Below are 18,018 nucleotides of genomic sequence, written 5' to 3'. Positions count from 1 at the left end.
TCTCCCATTAAAATTCACACTTCAATGAAAAGCCCCAACTGCGCGTTGTTGGCATCCCATACACATCAATGCCTTGATTATCATTACCGGTAGATAACACCAGATCCGGATCAAAAGGCGCCTTCTTATAAAAGAAGAACAAATTGCGGGCTATAAAAGAAACCTGCGCTTTCTTCAGAACTTTAGATTTTTCCATCCAGGAAGCAGGTAACTGATAAGACAATGAAAGTTCTCTCAATCGGATATTGGTCGCATCATACATATAATATTCCGTTGTCCCTGCGCGTCCGCCTACAATCTTATAGAATCCCTTCACGTTCTCTATCCGCTGCCCCTCCAGCATAACATAACCATTATCACGGGCCTTTCCGGTAATTTCCGATACACCGTACAAGTCCATATCTGCCTGAGTTTGCGAAAGTACCTTACCGCCGTAACGACAATCTATCAGGAAATAGAGAGACAAGTCTTTATAAGAAAGCGTATGATTCCATCCCAGCTGGAACTTCGGATTGGAGTTTCCAACCTTTACCGTATTCCCGTCACCTTCTACTTTTGGCAATCCTGCATTATTCCCTTCCGTCTCATAAACAATATTACCGGAAGCATCTCTGACAAAAGCTTTTCCATAAATATCGCCAATCGATCCACCTTTTATCAATTTCATGGCATAACTGGAAGAGAAACTGGTAGGGCCATAAACAAATTCTTTCAAATCTTCATGCAAAGCAACTATTTTGTTCCTGTTAGAAGCAAAATTAAGAGTAGTGCTCCACATAAAATCTTTTGCCATCACAGGAGTAGCGTCCAATGCGATTTCCCATCCCTGATTCTGAATGTTACCGGCATTCACATAGCGGTAAGCATATTTGTCACCCGCCAGCGTAGGCAATTTAAAAAACTGGTTATGAGTATTTGTTCTATAGAAAGTGATATTAAACCCGATACGGCTGTTCAGAAAACGTCCTTCTGCACCAATTTCCCACGAATAATTCATCTCCGGTTCCATTTCCTTGAAAGGTGCCGCATCATTCGCCAGATATTCACCACCGGCAGTGATATGGGAAGCGGAATTCGTAATATACAAAGGAATATCATTCCCCACCATACTATAAGCAGCACGCACCTTTGCATACGACACCCATTCAGGTAAAGTCAGCAGACGGCTTAGGATCAACGAAGTACCAACTGAAGGATAAAAATATCCCCTGCCTTCGTGCTTAGTATGTGATAAAGTGGAAGACCAGTCATTGCGGGCCGTCAAATCTATATAGGCACTCTCTTTATAACCCACCTGCGCCGTAGCAAACAGCGATTGCAGCTGACGGTGTGAATCAATTTTCTGGTCAAGAGCTGCTGAACCGTTCATTATAATATTTGCCAGAGTAAATACATTGGCATAGTACAAAGAAGCTGTTTTGGAATCATAACGGGTAGAATTAGTAGTCTTATCAGTAATACTTCCCCCAAATGCACCATTTACTGAGAAATCGCCCCATTTCTTCTTCATCATAAGCATTAGGTCACCATAAAACTGGAGATCCTGATAATCCATTTCCAGGTAACGTCCATTAGCACCGGCTAACGCCGGAGCTGTAGAAGCATAAAATTTCTGACGGACTTTATCGTCAATGCAATCCACATTGCCACGGGCCTGTACCGTCAACCAGTCATTTACTTGCAAGTTTGCCGATAAGGAGACAATGGCATGCATACGCACTTCTTTAGTTTGTATGCGGTTCGTTATCCAATACGGATTCTGCTCAAAATCTTCATAGGCAGTATGCCAGTTCTGTATATTCAGGTTTCTACTTTCATCGTACACTTCGAAATTATCCCTATAATACGACAAGTCCTCTCCACGGGGAAACCGATAAAGCCCCACCAACGGGTTCATATAAAATCCGCCTACTGTCGGTTTATTTTTAGAGACTTGTCGCATCAAATTCACATTACCATCCAGTTTCAAACGATTATTGAATATCACAGAAGTTTCCCTAAATGTAATATTATGCTTGGATAAGCGATTTTTATCAATAATCCCTTTACCGGTAGTATTGGCATATGAAAAATAATTCTGCAATTTCTCATTGCCATGGCTTACGGATACGGAAGTAATGGAAGTCACTCCGGTAGAGAAGAAATCATTCAGATTATCGTATTTCGGCAAGTCTTTTCGTTCTCCCCAACTATCCACCCCATCGCTTACTCCATAACGATTTTGCATTTCGGGTAAAGAAGATGCTTTATCGAACATCAGACTGGTAGAAAATGATATGCTCCGTTGTCCTTGTGATTTACCTTTCTTGGTCGTAATCAATATCACACCGTTACCTGCCTGGCTACCATAAAGTGCCGCTGCAGGAGCCCCTTTCAGAATACTTATGCTTTCTATATCTTCCGAGTTTAAGTTTGAGATACCATCACCGCCATCGCGGTTACCTGCATTAGCTGTTCCGCCAATGGCACTGAAAGCCTGTTCCGAAGTTGAATTTAACATAGGAACACCATCAATTACATAAAGAGGTTGATTCTCCCCGGCTACCGAACGGATTCCGCGAATATTTACTTTAGCGGAAGCACCCAGTCCCGATGATACCTGATTAACCTGCACACCGGCAGTCTTACCGGTCAATGAAGTTATCAGATTAGGCATTTTAACCCGTGTCAGTTCTTCACTTTTCACCTGACTCATTGCATAGGAAAGAGAGTGCTCCTTCTTTTCGATACCCAATGCAGTCACAACTACTTTATCCAGTTCCACCGCATCTTCTTCTAATACAATATCCAGAAATGTATGTCCTTTTACGCTTACCTCCTGCGTCTTATATCCCATAAAAGAGAATCTCAGCACCGCATCATCAGCAACCGTCAGTGCAAATTTGCCTTCCAAATCCGTCACTGCACCATTCGAAGTACCTTTTTCCAACACTGTAGCTCCCGGTAAAGGCACACCGTCTCCATCTACAACACGCCCCATTATACTTTTCCGAGCGATAAGTACTTCAAGCCGATGGTTCACATCGTCTGCAACAAAAGCACAACAAGAACTACTATACGAAAAAAAATAACCAAAAACAAAAAAACAGATATAATTATAGATAGTCAATTTCATGATTTACAATAAAGAGATAACAATTTGCAAAAGTAACCAATTTCTTCCTAATAAAAACCTGTTATATAACATATATGAAAATTCTATCAGTGAAAAAAGAGAAATAATATTTGTTTTTCAAGGATTTGTCTGTATATTAGTGGCATGGATATTAACACAGACATATTCAAAATTGAAACGAACCACGTATTACCTTCACGTGGAAAAGTACTGATATCCGAGCCTTTCCTCTATGACGAGATGTTCGGACGTTCTATTATCCTGCTGGTAGACCATACGCTGGATGGTACAATGGGGTTGGTATTGAACAAATCTCTCCCGCTATATCTTAATGACGTATTGAAAGACTTCAAAGATGTGGAAAATATACCTATTTATAAAGGCGGTCCGTTATGTACCGATACGCTGTTTTACCTTCATACACTAAAAGGTGTAAAAGATTCTCTGCAAATAGGAAAAGGATTCTATCTGAACGGAGATTTTGACGCCATCCGCCGTTATATTTTGGAAGGCAATGACATCACCGGAAAAATACGCTTCTTCTTGGGATATTCAGGCTGGGAACATGACCAGCTATGCCAGGAAATTGAAGAAAACACCTGGCTGATAGGATCGACAAACATCGCTTCCCTTATGGATGAAAAGGGAAGCGCAGAACTTTGGAAAAATGTTTTGGGAGAACTGGGAGGCAAATATCAAACATGGTCACGCTTCCCGCAGATACCCACATTGAATTAATCAACCCGGATGCACTGCAGTAATGCAACATCTTTGAAATAACCTTCTACACACAACCAATCTTTTAACAACCCACACTGAACAAAGCCGCAAGAGGTGAACAAACGCATGCTTGCCTCATTATCGGTGGCGATATGAACAACCAACTGTTTCATACGCAGAAAGTCGAAAGCATAGTCACAAAGTAGTGTCAATGCATCTTTTGCATAGCCTGCGCCACGAAACTCTTTCCGGATAACGATACCCACTTCTCCGCGTGCATGCATCGGAGAAAAGTCTGTAATATCAATCGTTCCTATCGTAGCATGATCTTCAAGGCGCACCACCATCATACGCAGTTGCTTATCGGAAAACATATCGCATTGTGAATTCTCCATATATTGCTTCATCACATAGCGTGAATAGGGTACGGTGAAGTTACTGATATCCCACTGTTGCGGATCGTTTTCCATTTCACAAATCAATTCCAGATCCTCCGGTTCCATAGCACGAAGGCGAATACGTTCGTTTACAAAATAAATATGTTTCATGATCAGAGATAACATTTTTCGGAAGTCACCAGTACGCGACTTTCCGGGTTATAAATTCCCAGACGCAATCCCATTTCCCGATGGCGGGACAGCAAGCGGATAATTGTAGAAAAAGAAAAGGCACGGCAATCATACACCACATGCGTGAAACCTTTCAGCGAGATGAATGGACCGGCATGTCCGTCGGCGGCAGATGCTTCGTTTGCCACAACGAAATGATGCTTTCCGATCAGCCCGTTACGTTTGAAAAGTCCACGCAAACTATGAATAGTGGCTTCTTCACCGAAAACAAGAAAACGAGGGAAAGCTTGTCCTTTAAGAAAGGGAACTTTCGCTTTTTTTCCCGGAATACTGAATATACGTCTCAAGGAAAGCATCAGCAAACGAATATACATCTGTAAATGGATACCAATCCGAACAAGCCAACGCCCCATGAGCCCATAACGTTCACCATGCTTGCGAAAGAAAATATCCATTGCTCCACAAAATACGCGCACATGGTGATAGGTATCTTTCGATGTACTTTCTCCCTTATAATGCAATATAGGATAAGGCAAGTAGTAATTTTCATATCCCGCCTCCTCAATCCGACAGGACAAATCTATATCTTCACCATACATAAAGAAGTCTTCATCCAGTAATCCGGATTTTTCCAATGCAGAACGGCGCAGCAACATGAATGCACCTGCCAATACTTCCACCCGGTGAATGGCATCCGCATCCAAGGCATTACAATAATACCCACCTAAACCTTTAGAACGGGGGAAAAGTTTTCCCAAGCCGGACAGTTTACCAAAAGTGGCTGCCAAAGTAGGATATCCACGCTTTGATTCCCGCAGAAAACGTCCGTCATCCGTCAGCATTTTCACACCAGCAGCTCCGACGCAAGGATGCGTGTCCATAAACAGAAGCGCTTCTTCCAAAGTCTGCTCCGGCAATACCGTATCAGGATTCAGCAACAGCACGTATTCTCCCTTCGCTTGACGAATGGCCTGGTTATTAGCACGGGCAAAACCAACATTCTCCTTATTATATATATAGGTAATACGCGGGAAACGTTCGGTAAGGTATGCCTCCGAATCATCGACGGACGCATTATCTACTACAAAAATTTCGGCTGAAAGATTGTCAATAGCCCTGTATAAGGAACAAAGACACTGTTCCAGATAATACTTTACATTGTAATTGACTATGACAACAGAGAATTTCATGCTTCCTCCTCTTTATTGATATGCAATTCTTTACGTAAACGGCCTTCACCGGGCAAACAGAACAGCGAAGCCGTAAGAGCAATAAAAGCACAAAGCAAACCTTTGTTACTCAATGTTAGATAATAAACTGCAAGACCTACCCATACCGGCAGCGAAAGCATAGCTACCCGAACTTTACTCCAGAAAGAATATAAACGTAAAGCTTCAGGCAAACTAACTTTATCAATCTTCCGCGTCAGCACCCAGGCGAAAAGCTTCAAAGAAACCGGCACGCAAGCAGCAACCAGCAAAATAGACAAAGTTTCTGCAAAATAAGTCGTACGGACATCAGCGGCATATATACCTACCCAATCTCCACCGGTTTCACCGACTATGATCCATATCACCGGCAGCAACCAGAAACTGATAAATATTACTTTTAAACGACTCGCAACGTGTTTTATCTGTTCTTCCATTCTCTTATAAACAATAGACTTAATAACAATAACTTAATTCGTTCCCGTAAAAAGCGTCCGGTTTACAATACTACGTCCCAGAGTGACTTCGTCCGCATATTCCAACTCATCGCCCACTGAAATGCCACGGGCAATCACACTTAGCTTCACCCCCATCTTTTCAAGCTTACGATAAATATAGAAGTTTGTTGTGTCACCTTCCATCGTAGTGCTGAGTGCCAGGATCACCTCCTTGATTCCACCGGCAGCCACACGCCGTACAAGACTTTCTATCTGCAAGTCACCCGGCCCTACCCCGTCCATTGGTGAAATAACACCACCCAAGACGTGATATAGTCCACGGAATTGCTGCGTCGCTTCCACCGCCATGACATCGCGGATATTCTCTACAACACAAACTGTAGATGCATCCCGCTGCGGATTGGCACAAATACGGCAAGTTTCCGTATCTGAAATATTGTGGCAAACCCTGCAATATTTCACTTCATGCTTCAGTGTAACAATAGCGTTACCAAAGGCTTCTACCACTGCCGTATCTTGTCTCAGAAGGTGTAGTACCAGGCGCATAGCAGTCTTCCGCCCCACTCCTGGCAGTTTGGCAAACTCGCTCACCGCCTTCTCCAATAATATCGAGGAAAATTGTCCGTTCATACTAAAAAATCAACTATTGGCGGCAAAGATAATGCAAATTGAGTGCAGAACTTTCATGCAAGCATGAAAAAGTTATGCCAAAATGCAACTTATCTTCTTAAAAGATAATTAGATTTCCGCATTCCGAACATAGATTTTTGAAATAAGTACTACCTTTGCATACGCAGAAAAAAAGAAAAAGAGTAAGAAACTTTCTAAATTTGACATAAAAATGGAGATTACAAGCGCTGAATTCGTCATTAGTAACACAGATGTGAAAAAATGTCCCCCCGGAATATTTCCTGAATATGCCTTTATCGGACGTTCCAACGTTGGAAAATCCAGCCTCATCAATATGCTAACAGGGCGTAAAGGACTTGCCATGACTTCCGCCACTCCGGGAAAGACTATGCTCATCAATCATTTCCTTATTAATAAAAGCTGGTACATCGTCGATCTACCTGGCTATGGTTATGCCAGACGCGGACAAAAAGGAAAATCACAAATACAGCGTATCATCGAAGATTATATTCTGGAACGTGAACAGATGACCAATCTCTTCTTGCTTATTGACTCACGGCTTGAACCACAAGTCATCGATATCGAATTCATGGGATGGCTGGGCGAGCACGGAATACCTTTCTCCATTGTCTTTACCAAAGGGGATAAGCTGAAAGGCGGCAGGCTGAACACCAATATCCAGCAGTATCTGAAAAAACTAAAAGAGCAATGGGAAGAACTTCCCCCTTATTTTGTGACCTCTTCTGAGAACAGAATGGGCAAAAAAGAGTTATTAGATTATATAGAGAGTATTAATAAAGAATTAAATACCAAATAAAGTAATAGTAAATATGAAAAAGAGTGTATTTTCACTGGCATTTATTGCCACCTTACTTCTTGTGTCGGCCAATAGCCAGGCACAATCGCTAAAAGATTTATTCAACAAAGAAAATGTAGAAAAAGTAGTCAGCGCCGTTACCGGCAAGAATACTGTTGATATGATAGGTACATGGTCGTATACCGGTGCCGCTATCGAATTCGAATCAGACAACCTGTTGATGAAAGCCGGCGGAGCCGTTGCTGCTACCACTGCCGAAGCCAAACTCAATGAGCAACTGAGCAAAGTGGGTATCAAACCCGGACAAATGAGTTTTACCTTCAATGCCGACAGCACTTTCAATGCTAAACTGGGAACCAAAACTCTGAACGGGACTTATATGTATAACGCTACCGAAAAGCATGTAACCATGAAGTTCGTCAGACTGATAAACATGAATGCCAAAGTTAACTGTACATCCGGCAGCATGGATTTACTGTTTGAGTCGGACAAACTACTGAAGCTAATCACTTTCCTTTCCAGCAAGAGCAGCAATGCCACACTGAAAACAATCAGTTCACTAGCAAACAGTTACGACGGCATGATGCTAGGCTTCTCACTTGAGAAGAAAGAATAAAGGGTCAGTCCGAAAACCCTGTGGGTATGTTATGTTAATACGCGAAAGTGAACTATCTTTGTGTTCAAATTAAAATAATCTGTCCAATGCCTTCCAATCGCAACCTACATAAGTTACTACGAGTCATCTTCCCCGAAGTTTTAATGACGTATTTCGAGATCTCCGGTTGGCATGACGACTCCGTCAAAATCGAAGTTTGGCTTGATGAAAAAAACTACATGGAACGTTCTGATTACAAGAGTGGGACTGTGATATCACATGGTTTCACAGATGAGAAAGTGATTCAGGACTTTCCTCTGCGTGGCAAACCTGTTTATCTCCACGTAAGACGTCGTCGCTGGTATGACAAAGCTACAGGGGAAACGTTTTCCTATACCTACGATGATCTTACGGCCGAAGGGACGAAACTCACTCCTGAGTTCGTTGCTTTTTTAAAAGAAGAAGATTGAAACTACCGCGGCTAGCATAAGCTCCATAGCAGATGCTTATGGGGTAAACGGTAAACTGTTGACTTCACAGTACAAGGAGTTTATCAGCGCATACAGACAGTGGGACCAGTTAGATCATGCCTCAGAATATGTCCTGTTCAAACATAACATAGGTCCTAGCCTTTGTATTGACGAGACTTCTTTGAGCTGCGGAGAATTATATACTGTTGTCACTAACCGTGCGGGACGTGGTGGCAAAGGTACACTTGTGGCCATGATACGTGGTACGAAGTCTGAAGACGTCATAAAGGTGCTTGAAATGATTCATGTCTCCAAGCGCAAGACAGTCAAAGAGGTCACTTTAGATCTTTCGCCGACCATGATGCGAATTGTCCGAACGGCTTTTCCAAACGCCACTATGACAAATGACCGGTTTCATGTACAGAAGCTCTTTTATGAGGCAATTGATGAACTCAGGATTACTTATCGCTGGCTGGCACGGGATTTAGAGAACGATGAAATTCAGAGGTGCAGAGAGCAACATATAGAGTATGTTCCGTTTCGATATACCAATGGCGATACCCGTAGGCAGCTGCTGGCAAGGGCTAAACATGTACTTGTCAAGCATTTTAGTAAATGGACTGAATCTCAAAGAATACGTGCGGAAATCATATTCGAACATTATCCGGAATTGAAATCAGTTTACGACTTAGCTATAGAATTGACCAACGTGTATAATAAGCACTATGACAAGGATGTGGCACGTGGAAAGCTTGCCTTGTGGTACAATAAAATAGAAAAGCTTGGATATGGATGTTTCAGAACCGTAACAAATACGGGTCAGTCCGAAAACCCTGTGGGTATGTTATGTTAATACGCGAAAGTGAACTATCTTTGTGTTCAAATTAAAATAATCTGTCCAATGCCTTCCAATCGCAACCTACATAAGTTACTACGAGTCATCTTCCCCGAAGTTTTAATGACGTATTTCGAGATCTCCGGTTGGCATGACGACTCCGTCAAAATCGAAGTTTGGCTTGATGAAAAAAACTACATGGAACGTTCTGATTACAAGAGTGGGACTGTGATATCACATGGTTTCACAGATGAGAAAGTGATTCAGGACTTTCCTCTGCGTGGCAAACCTGTTTATCTCCACGTAAGACGTCGTCGCTGGTATGACAAAGCTACAGGGGAAACGTTTTCCTATACCTACGATGATCTTACGGCCGAAGGGACGAAACTCACTCCTGAGTTCGTTGCTTTTTTAAAAGAAGAAGATTGAAACTACCGCGGCTAGCATAAGCTCCATAGCAGATGCTTATGGGGTAAACGGTAAACTGTTGACTTCACTGTACAAGGAGTTTATCAGCGCATACAGACAGTGGGACCAGTTAGATCATGCCTCAGAATATGTCCTGTTCAAACATAACATAGGTCCTAGCCTTTGTATTGACGAGACTTCTTTGAGCTGCGGAGAATTATATACTGTTGTCACTAACCGTGCGGGACGTGGTGGCAAAGGTACACTTGTGGCCATGATACGTGGTACGAAGTCTGAAGACGTCATAAAGGTGCTTGAAATGATTCATGTCTCCAAGCGCAAGACAGTCAAAGAGGTCACTTTAGATCTTTCGCCGACCATGATGCGAATTGTCCGAACGGCTTTTCCAAACGCCACTATGACAAATGACCGGTTTCATGTACAGAAGCTCTTTTATGAGGCAATTGATGAACTCAGGATTACTTATCGCTGGCTGGCACGGGATTTAGAGAACGATGAAATTCAGAGGTGCAGAGAGCAACATATAGAGTATGTTCCGTTTCGATATACCAATGGCGATACCCGTAGGCAGCTGCTGGCAAGGGCTAAACATGTACTTGTCAAGCATTTTAGTAAATGGACTGAATCTCAAAGAATACGTGCGGAAATCATATTCGAACATTATCCGGAATTGAAATCAGTTTACGACTTAGCTATAGAATTGACCAACGTGTATAATAAGCACTATGACAAGGATGTGGCACGTGGAAAGCTTGCCTTGTGGTACAATAAAATAGAAAAGCTTGGATATGGATGTTTCAGAACCGTAACAAATACCATGCAGAACTATTATGAAACGATACTAAACTATTTCGTTAACAGGGAAACGAATGCATTTGCAGAATCATTCAATGCAAAAATTAAAGCGTTCAGGGCACAGTTTAGGGGAGTCGGAGATATACCATTCTTTATTTTTAGATTATGCAAACTAACAGTGTAAATTTAACATACCCACAGGGTTTTCGGACTGACCCAGAATAAAACGGAATATCAATAAAAAAGTCCCGTAAACATTATGTTTACGGGACTTTTTTATTCTCAATGGAGCGGAAAACGAGACTCGAACTCGCGACCCTAACCTTGGCAAGGTTATGCTCTACCAACTGAGCTATTTCCGCATTAGATGACTCTCTTTTCACAAAGAGAAAGTGCCCAGAACAGGACTCGAACCTGCATGCCTCTCGACACACGCACCTGAAACGTGCGCGTCTACCAATTCCGCCACCTGGGCATTATCAGTCATCCAGACAAAAACAAAAAAAATGAGCGGAAAACGAGACTCGAACTCGCGACCCTAACCTTGGCAAGGTTATGCTCTACCAACTGAGCTATTTCCGCATTATGATAATCGTGTGAAGAGGAGGAGACTCGAACTCCCACAACATTTCTGTCACTACCACCTCAAAGTAGCGCGTCTACCAATTCCGCCACCTCTCCATACTATCTCATACTTTCAAAGAACTAAAACTTGCCTCACCTAATGTGCCCAGAACAGGACTCGAACCTGCATGCCTCTCGACACACGCACCTGAAACGTGCGCGTCTACCAATTCCGCCACCTGGGCATTAGGTAATTGCAATCTATGTACTTGAGCGGAAAACGAGACTCGAACTCGCGACCCTAACCTTGGCAAGGTTATGCTCTACCAACTGAGCTATTTCCGCGTTTGCGGTTGCAAAGGTAGATATTTTCTCCAAACCTGCAAACATTCTACTTATTTTTTTCGCGAAGAAAAATACACATTTACCATACGAAAGCGGCAGACTTTTGATTATCAACTCATTCTGTCGCGATAATCCTCATAAGAAAATTGCTTGAAAATCTCAGCTTTCCTCTCTTTGGTCCACATAGCAATAGCAGGATGGTGAATTCCATTGAACATATTTGTTTTCACCATGGTATAATGTATCATGTCTTCGAAAACAATACGCTCTCCGATTTGCAATTCATGGTCGAAGCTCCAGTCGCCCATATAGTCACCACTCAAACATGAATTTCCACCCAGACGATACACATGACAACCACCATTATTTCCTATTTCAGCACCACGTACGGCAGGCTGGTAAGGCATTTCAAGACAGTCGGGCATATGACAGGTAAAACTCACATTAAGAATGGCAGTACGGATACCACGACTTACTACAATATCTACTACTTCAGAAACCAATACGCCGGTTTGCCAAGTAAAGGCAGAACCTGGTTCAAGGATAATACGCAAATGAGGATAACGAGCACGCAAATCTTTCAGCAGTTGAATAAGATGCTCCACGTCATAATCTTTACGCGTCATCAGATGACCACCTCCCAGATTCAACCACTTGATTTGCGGAAACCAGCGAGAGAATTTTTCTTCCAAATGTTTTAATGTCCGTTCCAGTTCATAAGATGAAGATTCGCAATGACAATGACAATGGAAACCTTCAATACCTTGCGGCAGAACCTCAGTCAATAAATCCGCCGTCATACCGAAACGGGTGCCGGGAGCACAGGGATTATAAAGTTCCGTTTCCACTTCGGAATATTCCGGATTGATGCGAATACCGCAAGAAATGCCACTTCCCTCTTTCACTACCTCTGGATAAAAACGACAGAACTGCGACAAAGAATTAAAAGTTATATGACTACTACAACGCATGATTTCAGGAAAATCAGCTTCCGTATAAGCGGGAGAATAAGTATGTGCCTTACTGCCGAATTCTTCCAGTGCCAGACGTGCCTCGTAAACAGAACTTGCTGTAGAATGCTCTATGTACTCCCTAAATATAGGAAACGAGCGCCACATAGCAAAAGACTTAAATGCCAGAATGATCTCTACTCCAGCACGGTCAGCAACACTTTTTATGAGAGTGAGGTTCTTTCTCAACAATTCTTCATCCATGATATAGCACGGAGAAGGAAAACAATTGAAATCTATCATATTTTCTTTTTTAACCAATGATCTTAAAACGGGCAAAGCGCAATAAAAGTTGTTTGTCGCCCGCATTTTTGAAGTGAATGGTAGCTTTGGCATTATCGCCCTGACCTTCCACTTTCATCACTTCTCCCAGACCGAAACGTTCATGCTCGATCAGTTGTCCCGGCTGCACAGCCATTACAGAAGCAGAGGTGGGTGTAGAAGAAGAGGTTGCCGGAGTCACCCGTTTCAGATTGCGCGGAACGCTTGGAGCTATAATCTGCTGTTTGGAACGCTGCGGAGTTTCTTTTTCCGTATTATACAATGATTCACGAACATGAGGTGAGCGAGAGAAACCGCCGCTATGTTCCCTACGGAAAGATCCGGCCTCTTCATCAATTTTACTACCAATCCCTGCGTCCTGAGGCAAGCGGAGGAAGCGGATGTCGATATCTTTCAGAAAACGACTGGGGCTACCAAATTCCATTTTCCCATAACGGAAACGAGTACGTGCATACGAAAGGAAACAATGTTCTTCTGCGCGAGTGATAGCCACATAAAACAAACGCCTCTCCTCTTCCAGCGCACGGGGAGAATCTCCGACCATACCACTGGGAAAAAGATTTTCTTCCATTCCCACCACAAATACATTTCTAAATTCCAATCCTTTGGCAGAATGAACGGTCATAAGCGTTATTTTCTCATCATCCCCATTGTCCGAGTCCTGATCAGTCAGCAATGATACTTCCGATAAAAAGTCCGTCAATGAAATATTCAGATTACCCTCTTCCATGCGCAAAGCACAGAAATCGCTCATACCATTCACTAATTCCTCAATATTCTCTTTGCGACTAAGATTTTCCGGTGAATTATCTTGGCAGACGTCATTAATAATGCCGGACTGACGGATGATTTCCGTACCAATCTCATAGGCATTTTTCTCCACTGTTCCTTCTATAAATCCACCAATCAGGTCACGGAAGATTTGCAATTTAGAGTGCGTGCCTTTATTGAAATTCAATCCGTATGTCAGCGGCTCACAAAGCACAGCCCAAAGACTGATATTGTTTTCCGTAGCAGCAGTAATAATTTTACCTACTGTCGTATCTCCGATACCACGGGCCGGATAATTGATAATACGCTTGAATGCTTCTTCATCATTAGGATTGACCACCAGCCGAAAGTAAGCTATCACATCCTTAATCTCTTTACGCTGATAGAAGGATAGACCGCCATAAATGCGATAAGGCATACCCCGCTTACGCATAGCTTCCTCAAATACGCGGCTCTGCGCATTGGTCCGATAAAGTATGGCAAAATCCGAATAGGCATAATGCTCCGAACGGCGCAACTCAGCAATCTTATTGACTACAATATCTCCTTCTTCCACATCACTATATGCCTGAAACACCCCGATGGCTTCCCCTTTCTCCTTTTCAGAGAAGACCTCCTTGCGTATCTGTCTCTCATTCTTTTCAATCAGGCTGTTGGCAGCACAGACAATAGTTTGCGTAGACCGATAGTTCTGTTCCAGCTTGAATACTTTCGTATTAGGATACACTTTTGTAAAATACAATATATTGTCAATATCTGCTCCCCGGAAAGAATAGATACTCTGCGCATCATCCCCTACCACACACACATGCTGATGATCTTTTGCCAACTGCAACACAATGCTGTGCTGGGCATAGTTGGTATCTTGATATTCATCTACCAGAATGTAGCGAAACTGCTCCTGATAACGTGCCAGTACTTCGGGATGATCTCTGAAAAGAATAAAAGTATAAAAGAGCAAATCATCAAAATCCATGGCATCCGCCTGCCTGCAACGATCCCAATAACGATGGTAAATATCCCGGATCGCAGGCATCTTGGCAGCACAATCACCTTCATAAGCCTCCTTATTAGAGGCATATCCCGCAGGAGAAACCAAGTGGTTCTTCGCATTCGAGATACGTGCCTGCACACTACCCGGTTTATAGACTTTCTCATCCAGCCCCATTTCTTTTATGATAGAGCGTACCAGACTTTTACTGTCTGCCGTATCATAGATGGTAAACTGTGAGGTAAAACCAATATTCGCAGCTTCCGCATGCAGAATACGTAGAAATATGGAGTGGAACGTACCCATCCATAAATGGCGTGCCCGTTGATCTCCCACCTGCCGGGCAATACGTTCTTTCATTTCACGGGCAGCTTTATTAGTAAAGGTCAAAGCCAATATATTCCATGGCTGATAACCATTCTCCAACAAATATGCTATCTTGTAGGTCAGCACCCGTGTCTTTCCAGAACCTGCACCGGCTATAACCAATGACGGACCCTCGTTGTAGAGCACTGCAGCGCGCTGTCCTTCATTCAATTCTTCGATATAATTCGCATTCATGTATGCAAAATTAAAAGAATCTTTTTATATTTGTACAATGTTATTCAAACTAAAATCATAAGAAACTATGGAACAAATTAAAAATATGCGACTTTACATTTCTTTTATCTGCCTGTTGGTCTTCTCATGTGCTTCGCCTGTAATGGCGCAAAAGCAAAGTAAAGTAGAAAAGCTCTTGAAATTTCTTGTAAACAATGAGAATGAGAAATTTACAAAAAACCGGGACAAATTAGATGCTGAAACAGCAACAGCTTTTGAAGCAGAAGTCAAACTAATCGATTTGTGCGATCAAATCTGGAATCAGCAAGAGGTAACCGTTGCCAAAGATTTTTTCCAGGCTTATGTAGATGCTACCAAAGCCAACTTTATTTCCATCTGTCAGGAAGCCGGTGCTGATCCGGCCGCAATCCGTAAACGTATGGAAGATAACATCAGTGCCATATTAGATGAATATCCCAATAAATTAGTCTATTCCAGCACTCTGGTAGATGCCGTAAAAGCATCAGGATATGAATTGTCCGATGAAAGCAGAAAACATCTGTATGATGTACATGAAGAGGAATTATGGAAAGATTTCGTACGCAACAAGAACATTCCGAAATGCGAAAGATATCTGACAGAATATGCTGATGGTAAGTATAAAACAGAAGCTATGATAGAATACAATCGTCTGCTGTTCCAAACCGTACAGAAATCACCATCTGCCAGTAACTTTAAGAGATTCTTCGATCATGACCGGCTCAACACATTCTTCAATGGGCGTTCCAAGCGGGAGTCTATGGCACAGGCTCTCTCCATTTATGATGATTATCTTTACGGTAACATCTGCAAAGCGCAGGCCATAGCTTCCATTAAGCAGGCTATTGCAGAATATGAGCAGGCCCCTTATTTGAGTCCAGACGATAAAAAATATACCAATACTCTGGAGTACAAAAAAGACAGTATTGACTATGAGACACTAAAGCTGGAAGTGAACTCTCCAAGCAAACTGGGACTCATCAAAGAATACCTCCTAACTCATAAATACAAGGAATTCCGTGATAAAGCCAACAAATTACGCGTACCTTTTGAGCAACAATTAGTATGGAGTAATCCTACTACCATCCAGGCATACACCCATGGATTATTGATGAAATCCAATGAGACGAAGAATGGAAAGAGTACTCAGAAAACCTATACGTATGATGAAAACGGAAGACTGGTTAGTATCAAGGAAGTTACGGAAGATAAGGGAACCACTACCCTACAGACTAATTTCTTGTATGATTCTCAAGGTAACTGCGTAGAAGAAGTGCAGGTAAACCAAAGAGGCATGAAGGAGGTGTACAAACGCCTGCGTGCTTTCAGCACACTGGGTGTCATTCTTTCGGATTCTGCTTTCTATCAGAGCGGAAAACTGATCGTAAGAAAATATCATCCACAACTCGGTCTGCTGGCAGGAGAGACAGTTTACGAGAAAAACATTCCGGTATCTTCCGTAATCAACCAATATAATAAGAAGGGACAGATCATCAAGAGAGAAGAGACATTCCCATTGCCTAAAGATCCGTTACCCACCCAGGTAAGTAAACAAGTGGATGTATATGAATACGATACTTATGGTTATCTGACAAAGATCACATTTGAAAAGACTCTTGTCAATAGTGATAAGACCAGCGGTTCACTCATATTCTTGTATGACGAATTCGGTAACCAAATAGACAGTAATGCCTATTATGAATATGACAGCACCGGACGCTGGATACAAAAAACAGATCGGGGAGATGCCAAGAATACAGAAAAGATTCAGATTATCTATCAGCAATAACCATAAAAAATACCGTCCGCATAATGAAATACGGACGGTATTTTTATATAATCACTCTATTTTATGATAATCGTTGCGCAATTTCCTGAATAGAAAAAGAGCCTTCCAAAGTACGAACCTGTATCTTTCCATGCAGCAAGTTAAAGAAGAAATCAGCGACCTTCTCCGGAATAATTTCACAAAGCTCTCCATTCGCATCAACTCCCAGATCATAGGTTTTCAGCAATTGACTTCCCAACGCCGTAGCTCCTATCAGGAAATGATTTCTCAATTTATCCACATTGACCAGATCCGCAGCCAACACCTTTCCTACTACCGAATAGCAATGCACCAGTACCTTTTCATCTCCTTCAAACAGTTGAGATTCTTGTTCGTCAGAATAGGTATTCATCTCTATAATACCTGTATTTTCCATCTCGGGAGTTCCTTTATAAAGAGCGCCCAAATCCGCCAGACTTAAATTGAACAGGCGGGCTTCACTCGTGACTTGCATTTCTTCGCCACTGAATGCGCTGGGTAACAGCAACTTTATATCCCCACTAACAGCTACATTCTTCGCATTGAAAGTTCCCACTATACAGTCTTTCATGGTCAACTTAGCCGTAGCAAAAACTCCTCCCAATACTATACAGTCCTCCAATATCACTTCATCCGCAAAAATACTGCCGGCAACGAAAGCATTGCACAATTTTACAGTCTTTCCGTTGATGTCAGCCATGAACATCGGACGGCAATCACGAGCATACGACACCAGAGAATCCGAAGTGGCTACCGTCTTACGCAAGATAATATCCCCTTTCGCATTATTGCTGATATGGAATTCAAGCTTAGTGAACACCGCACCAAGTATTTCCACATCTCCATTCTGTATCTCCAGCTTGCGGGCATAAACAGCCCCTTCTACAATGGTATCGTTCTGTATCAGCACATCCCTTTCCAGTTCAGCAGATGTACGGGGGAGAATAGAACCTTTTACCAGATTCTCACTTAAAATCACTCCATTCTCCAAACTTATTACTTTCAATTCTTTCATAACTCTACTTCTA

16 protein-coding genes and 6 tRNA genes are annotated in these 18,018 nt (G+C 42.4%); 8 read left to right on the top strand and 14 right to left on the bottom strand.

Features of this window, described 5'->3' with window-relative positions; genetic code table 11:
- Positions 1–7: 7 nt before the first annotated feature.
- A complete protein-coding gene (locus K429_RS0124440) occupies positions 8–2,980 on the bottom strand; it encodes a TonB-dependent receptor (RefSeq protein ID WP_231501913.1) in 2,973 nt (990 codons plus the stop codon).
- Positions 2,981–3,259: 279 nt separating this feature from the next.
- Between K429_RS0124440 and K429_RS0124435 the strand changes: the two genes are divergently transcribed.
- Positions 3,260–3,853 carry a YqgE/AlgH family protein gene (locus tag K429_RS0124435; protein WP_022208600.1) on the top strand — a complete coding sequence of 198 codons (594 nt, stop codon included), beginning with the start codon at positions 3,260–3,262 and terminating at the stop codon, positions 3,851–3,853.
- Here the strand turns inward: K429_RS0124435 and K429_RS0124430 are convergent.
- The 4 genes from K429_RS0124430 to recR are packed head-to-tail and all read right to left on the bottom strand — an operon-like array spanning position 3,850 to position 6,700.
- The gene (locus K429_RS0124430) at positions 3,850–4,383 is read right to left on the bottom strand and encodes a GNAT family N-acetyltransferase (RefSeq protein WP_029328418.1); all 534 of its coding nucleotides are present in this window, start codon (positions 4,381–4,383) and stop codon (positions 3,850–3,852) included. The two genes, K429_RS0124435 and K429_RS0124430, sit on opposite strands and share 4 nt — an antisense overlap.
- Positions 4,384–4,385: 2 nt before the next feature.
- On the bottom strand, positions 4,386–5,594 hold the full coding sequence (locus tag K429_RS0124425) for a glycosyltransferase family 2 protein (RefSeq protein ID WP_029328417.1): 1,209 nt from the start codon (positions 5,592–5,594) through the stop codon (positions 4,386–4,388).
- Positions 5,591–6,049, bottom strand: a complete 459-nt coding sequence (locus K429_RS0124420) for a hypothetical protein (RefSeq protein ID WP_022208597.1) — start codon at positions 6,047–6,049, stop codon at positions 5,591–5,593. Before K429_RS0124420 ends, K429_RS0124425 begins: the two co-directional genes overlap by 4 nt.
- 33 nt (positions 6,050–6,082) lie before the next feature.
- Complete coding sequence (recR, locus tag K429_RS0124415) at positions 6,083–6,700, bottom strand: recombination mediator RecR (RefSeq protein ID WP_007213814.1); 618 nt, start codon at positions 6,698–6,700, stop codon at positions 6,083–6,085.
- A 211-nt stretch (positions 6,701–6,911) separates the two neighbouring features.
- Between recR and yihA the strand changes: the two genes are divergently transcribed.
- From yihA to K429_RS0124385, 6 genes are all read left to right on the top strand, one after another.
- Positions 6,912–7,517, top strand: a complete 606-nt coding sequence (gene yihA, locus K429_RS0124410) for a ribosome biogenesis GTP-binding protein YihA/YsxC (protein WP_007213813.1) — start codon at positions 6,912–6,914, stop codon at positions 7,515–7,517.
- Positions 7,518–7,530: 13 nt separating this feature from the next.
- Entirely contained in the window at positions 7,531–8,133 is a 603-nt protein-coding gene (locus K429_RS0124405; RefSeq protein ID WP_029328416.1) for a DUF4923 family protein, read from the top strand.
- Positions 8,134–8,219: 86 nt separating this feature from the next.
- Positions 8,220–8,582, top strand: coding sequence for a transposase family protein (locus K429_RS0124400; RefSeq protein WP_044096339.1), 363 nt, complete (start codon positions 8,220–8,222; stop codon positions 8,580–8,582).
- 58 nt (positions 8,583–8,640) lie between these two features.
- Positions 8,641–9,435 carry a transposase gene (locus tag K429_RS0124395; RefSeq protein WP_369796100.1) on the top strand — a complete coding sequence of 265 codons (795 nt, stop codon included), beginning with the start codon at positions 8,641–8,643 and terminating at the stop codon, positions 9,433–9,435.
- A gap of 48 nt (positions 9,436–9,483) precedes the next feature.
- Positions 9,484–9,846: a transposase family protein gene (locus K429_RS0124390; RefSeq protein ID WP_044096339.1), complete on the top strand. Its 363-nt coding sequence runs from the start codon at positions 9,484–9,486 to the stop codon at positions 9,844–9,846.
- 133 nt (positions 9,847–9,979) lie between these two features.
- Positions 9,980–10,825, top strand: a complete 846-nt coding sequence (locus K429_RS0124385; RefSeq protein ID WP_025726102.1) for a transposase — start codon at positions 9,980–9,982, stop codon at positions 10,823–10,825.
- 102 nt (positions 10,826–10,927) lie between these two features.
- Here K429_RS0124385 and K429_RS0124380 read toward each other — a convergent pair.
- From K429_RS0124380 to K429_RS0124345, 8 genes are all read right to left on the bottom strand, one after another.
- Positions 10,928–11,003 (bottom strand) — tRNA-Gly (locus K429_RS0124380).
- Between the two features lie 31 nt (positions 11,004–11,034).
- Positions 11,035–11,116: transfer RNA gene (locus K429_RS0124375), tRNA-Leu, on the bottom strand.
- Between the two features lie 34 nt (positions 11,117–11,150).
- Positions 11,151–11,223: transfer RNA gene (locus K429_RS0124370), tRNA-Gly, on the bottom strand.
- A gap of 15 nt (positions 11,224–11,238) precedes the next feature.
- Positions 11,239–11,322, bottom strand: a tRNA-Leu gene (locus tag K429_RS0124365).
- Between the two features lie 46 nt (positions 11,323–11,368).
- Positions 11,369–11,450, bottom strand: a tRNA-Leu gene (locus tag K429_RS0124360).
- Between the two features lie 27 nt (positions 11,451–11,477).
- Positions 11,478–11,550 (bottom strand) — tRNA-Gly (locus K429_RS0124355).
- A gap of 110 nt (positions 11,551–11,660) precedes the next feature.
- The gene (nspC, locus tag K429_RS0124350) at positions 11,661–12,803 is read right to left on the bottom strand and encodes a carboxynorspermidine decarboxylase (protein ID WP_029328414.1); all 1,143 of its coding nucleotides are present in this window, start codon (positions 12,801–12,803) and stop codon (positions 11,661–11,663) included.
- Positions 12,804–12,813: 10 nt separating this feature from the next.
- On the bottom strand, positions 12,814–15,165 hold the full coding sequence (locus tag K429_RS0124345) for an ATP-dependent helicase (protein WP_029328412.1): 2,352 nt from the start codon (positions 15,163–15,165) through the stop codon (positions 12,814–12,816).
- A 67-nt stretch (positions 15,166–15,232) separates the two neighbouring features.
- Here K429_RS0124345 and K429_RS0124340 point away from each other — a divergent pair, with 67 nt between their 5' ends.
- Positions 15,233–16,972, top strand: a complete 1,740-nt coding sequence (locus tag K429_RS0124340) for a hypothetical protein (RefSeq protein WP_052340682.1) — start codon at positions 15,233–15,235, stop codon at positions 16,970–16,972.
- Positions 16,973–17,033: 61 nt separating this feature from the next.
- Here K429_RS0124340 and K429_RS0124335 read toward each other — a convergent pair whose 3' ends face one another.
- Entirely contained in the window at positions 17,034–18,005 is a 972-nt protein-coding gene (locus tag K429_RS0124335) for a hypothetical protein (protein ID WP_022208321.1), read from the bottom strand.
- Between the last annotated feature and the right edge of the window lie 13 nt (positions 18,006–18,018).

Origin of the sequence: Bacteroides sp. 14(A), assembly GCF_000526555.1 — a bacterium.
Classification (GTDB): domain Bacteria; phylum Bacteroidota; class Bacteroidia; order Bacteroidales; family Bacteroidaceae; genus Bacteroides; species Bacteroides cellulosilyticus.
The sequence above is the reverse complement of the archived record's forward strand: the minus strand, read 5'-3'. Positions and strand labels throughout refer to the sequence as shown.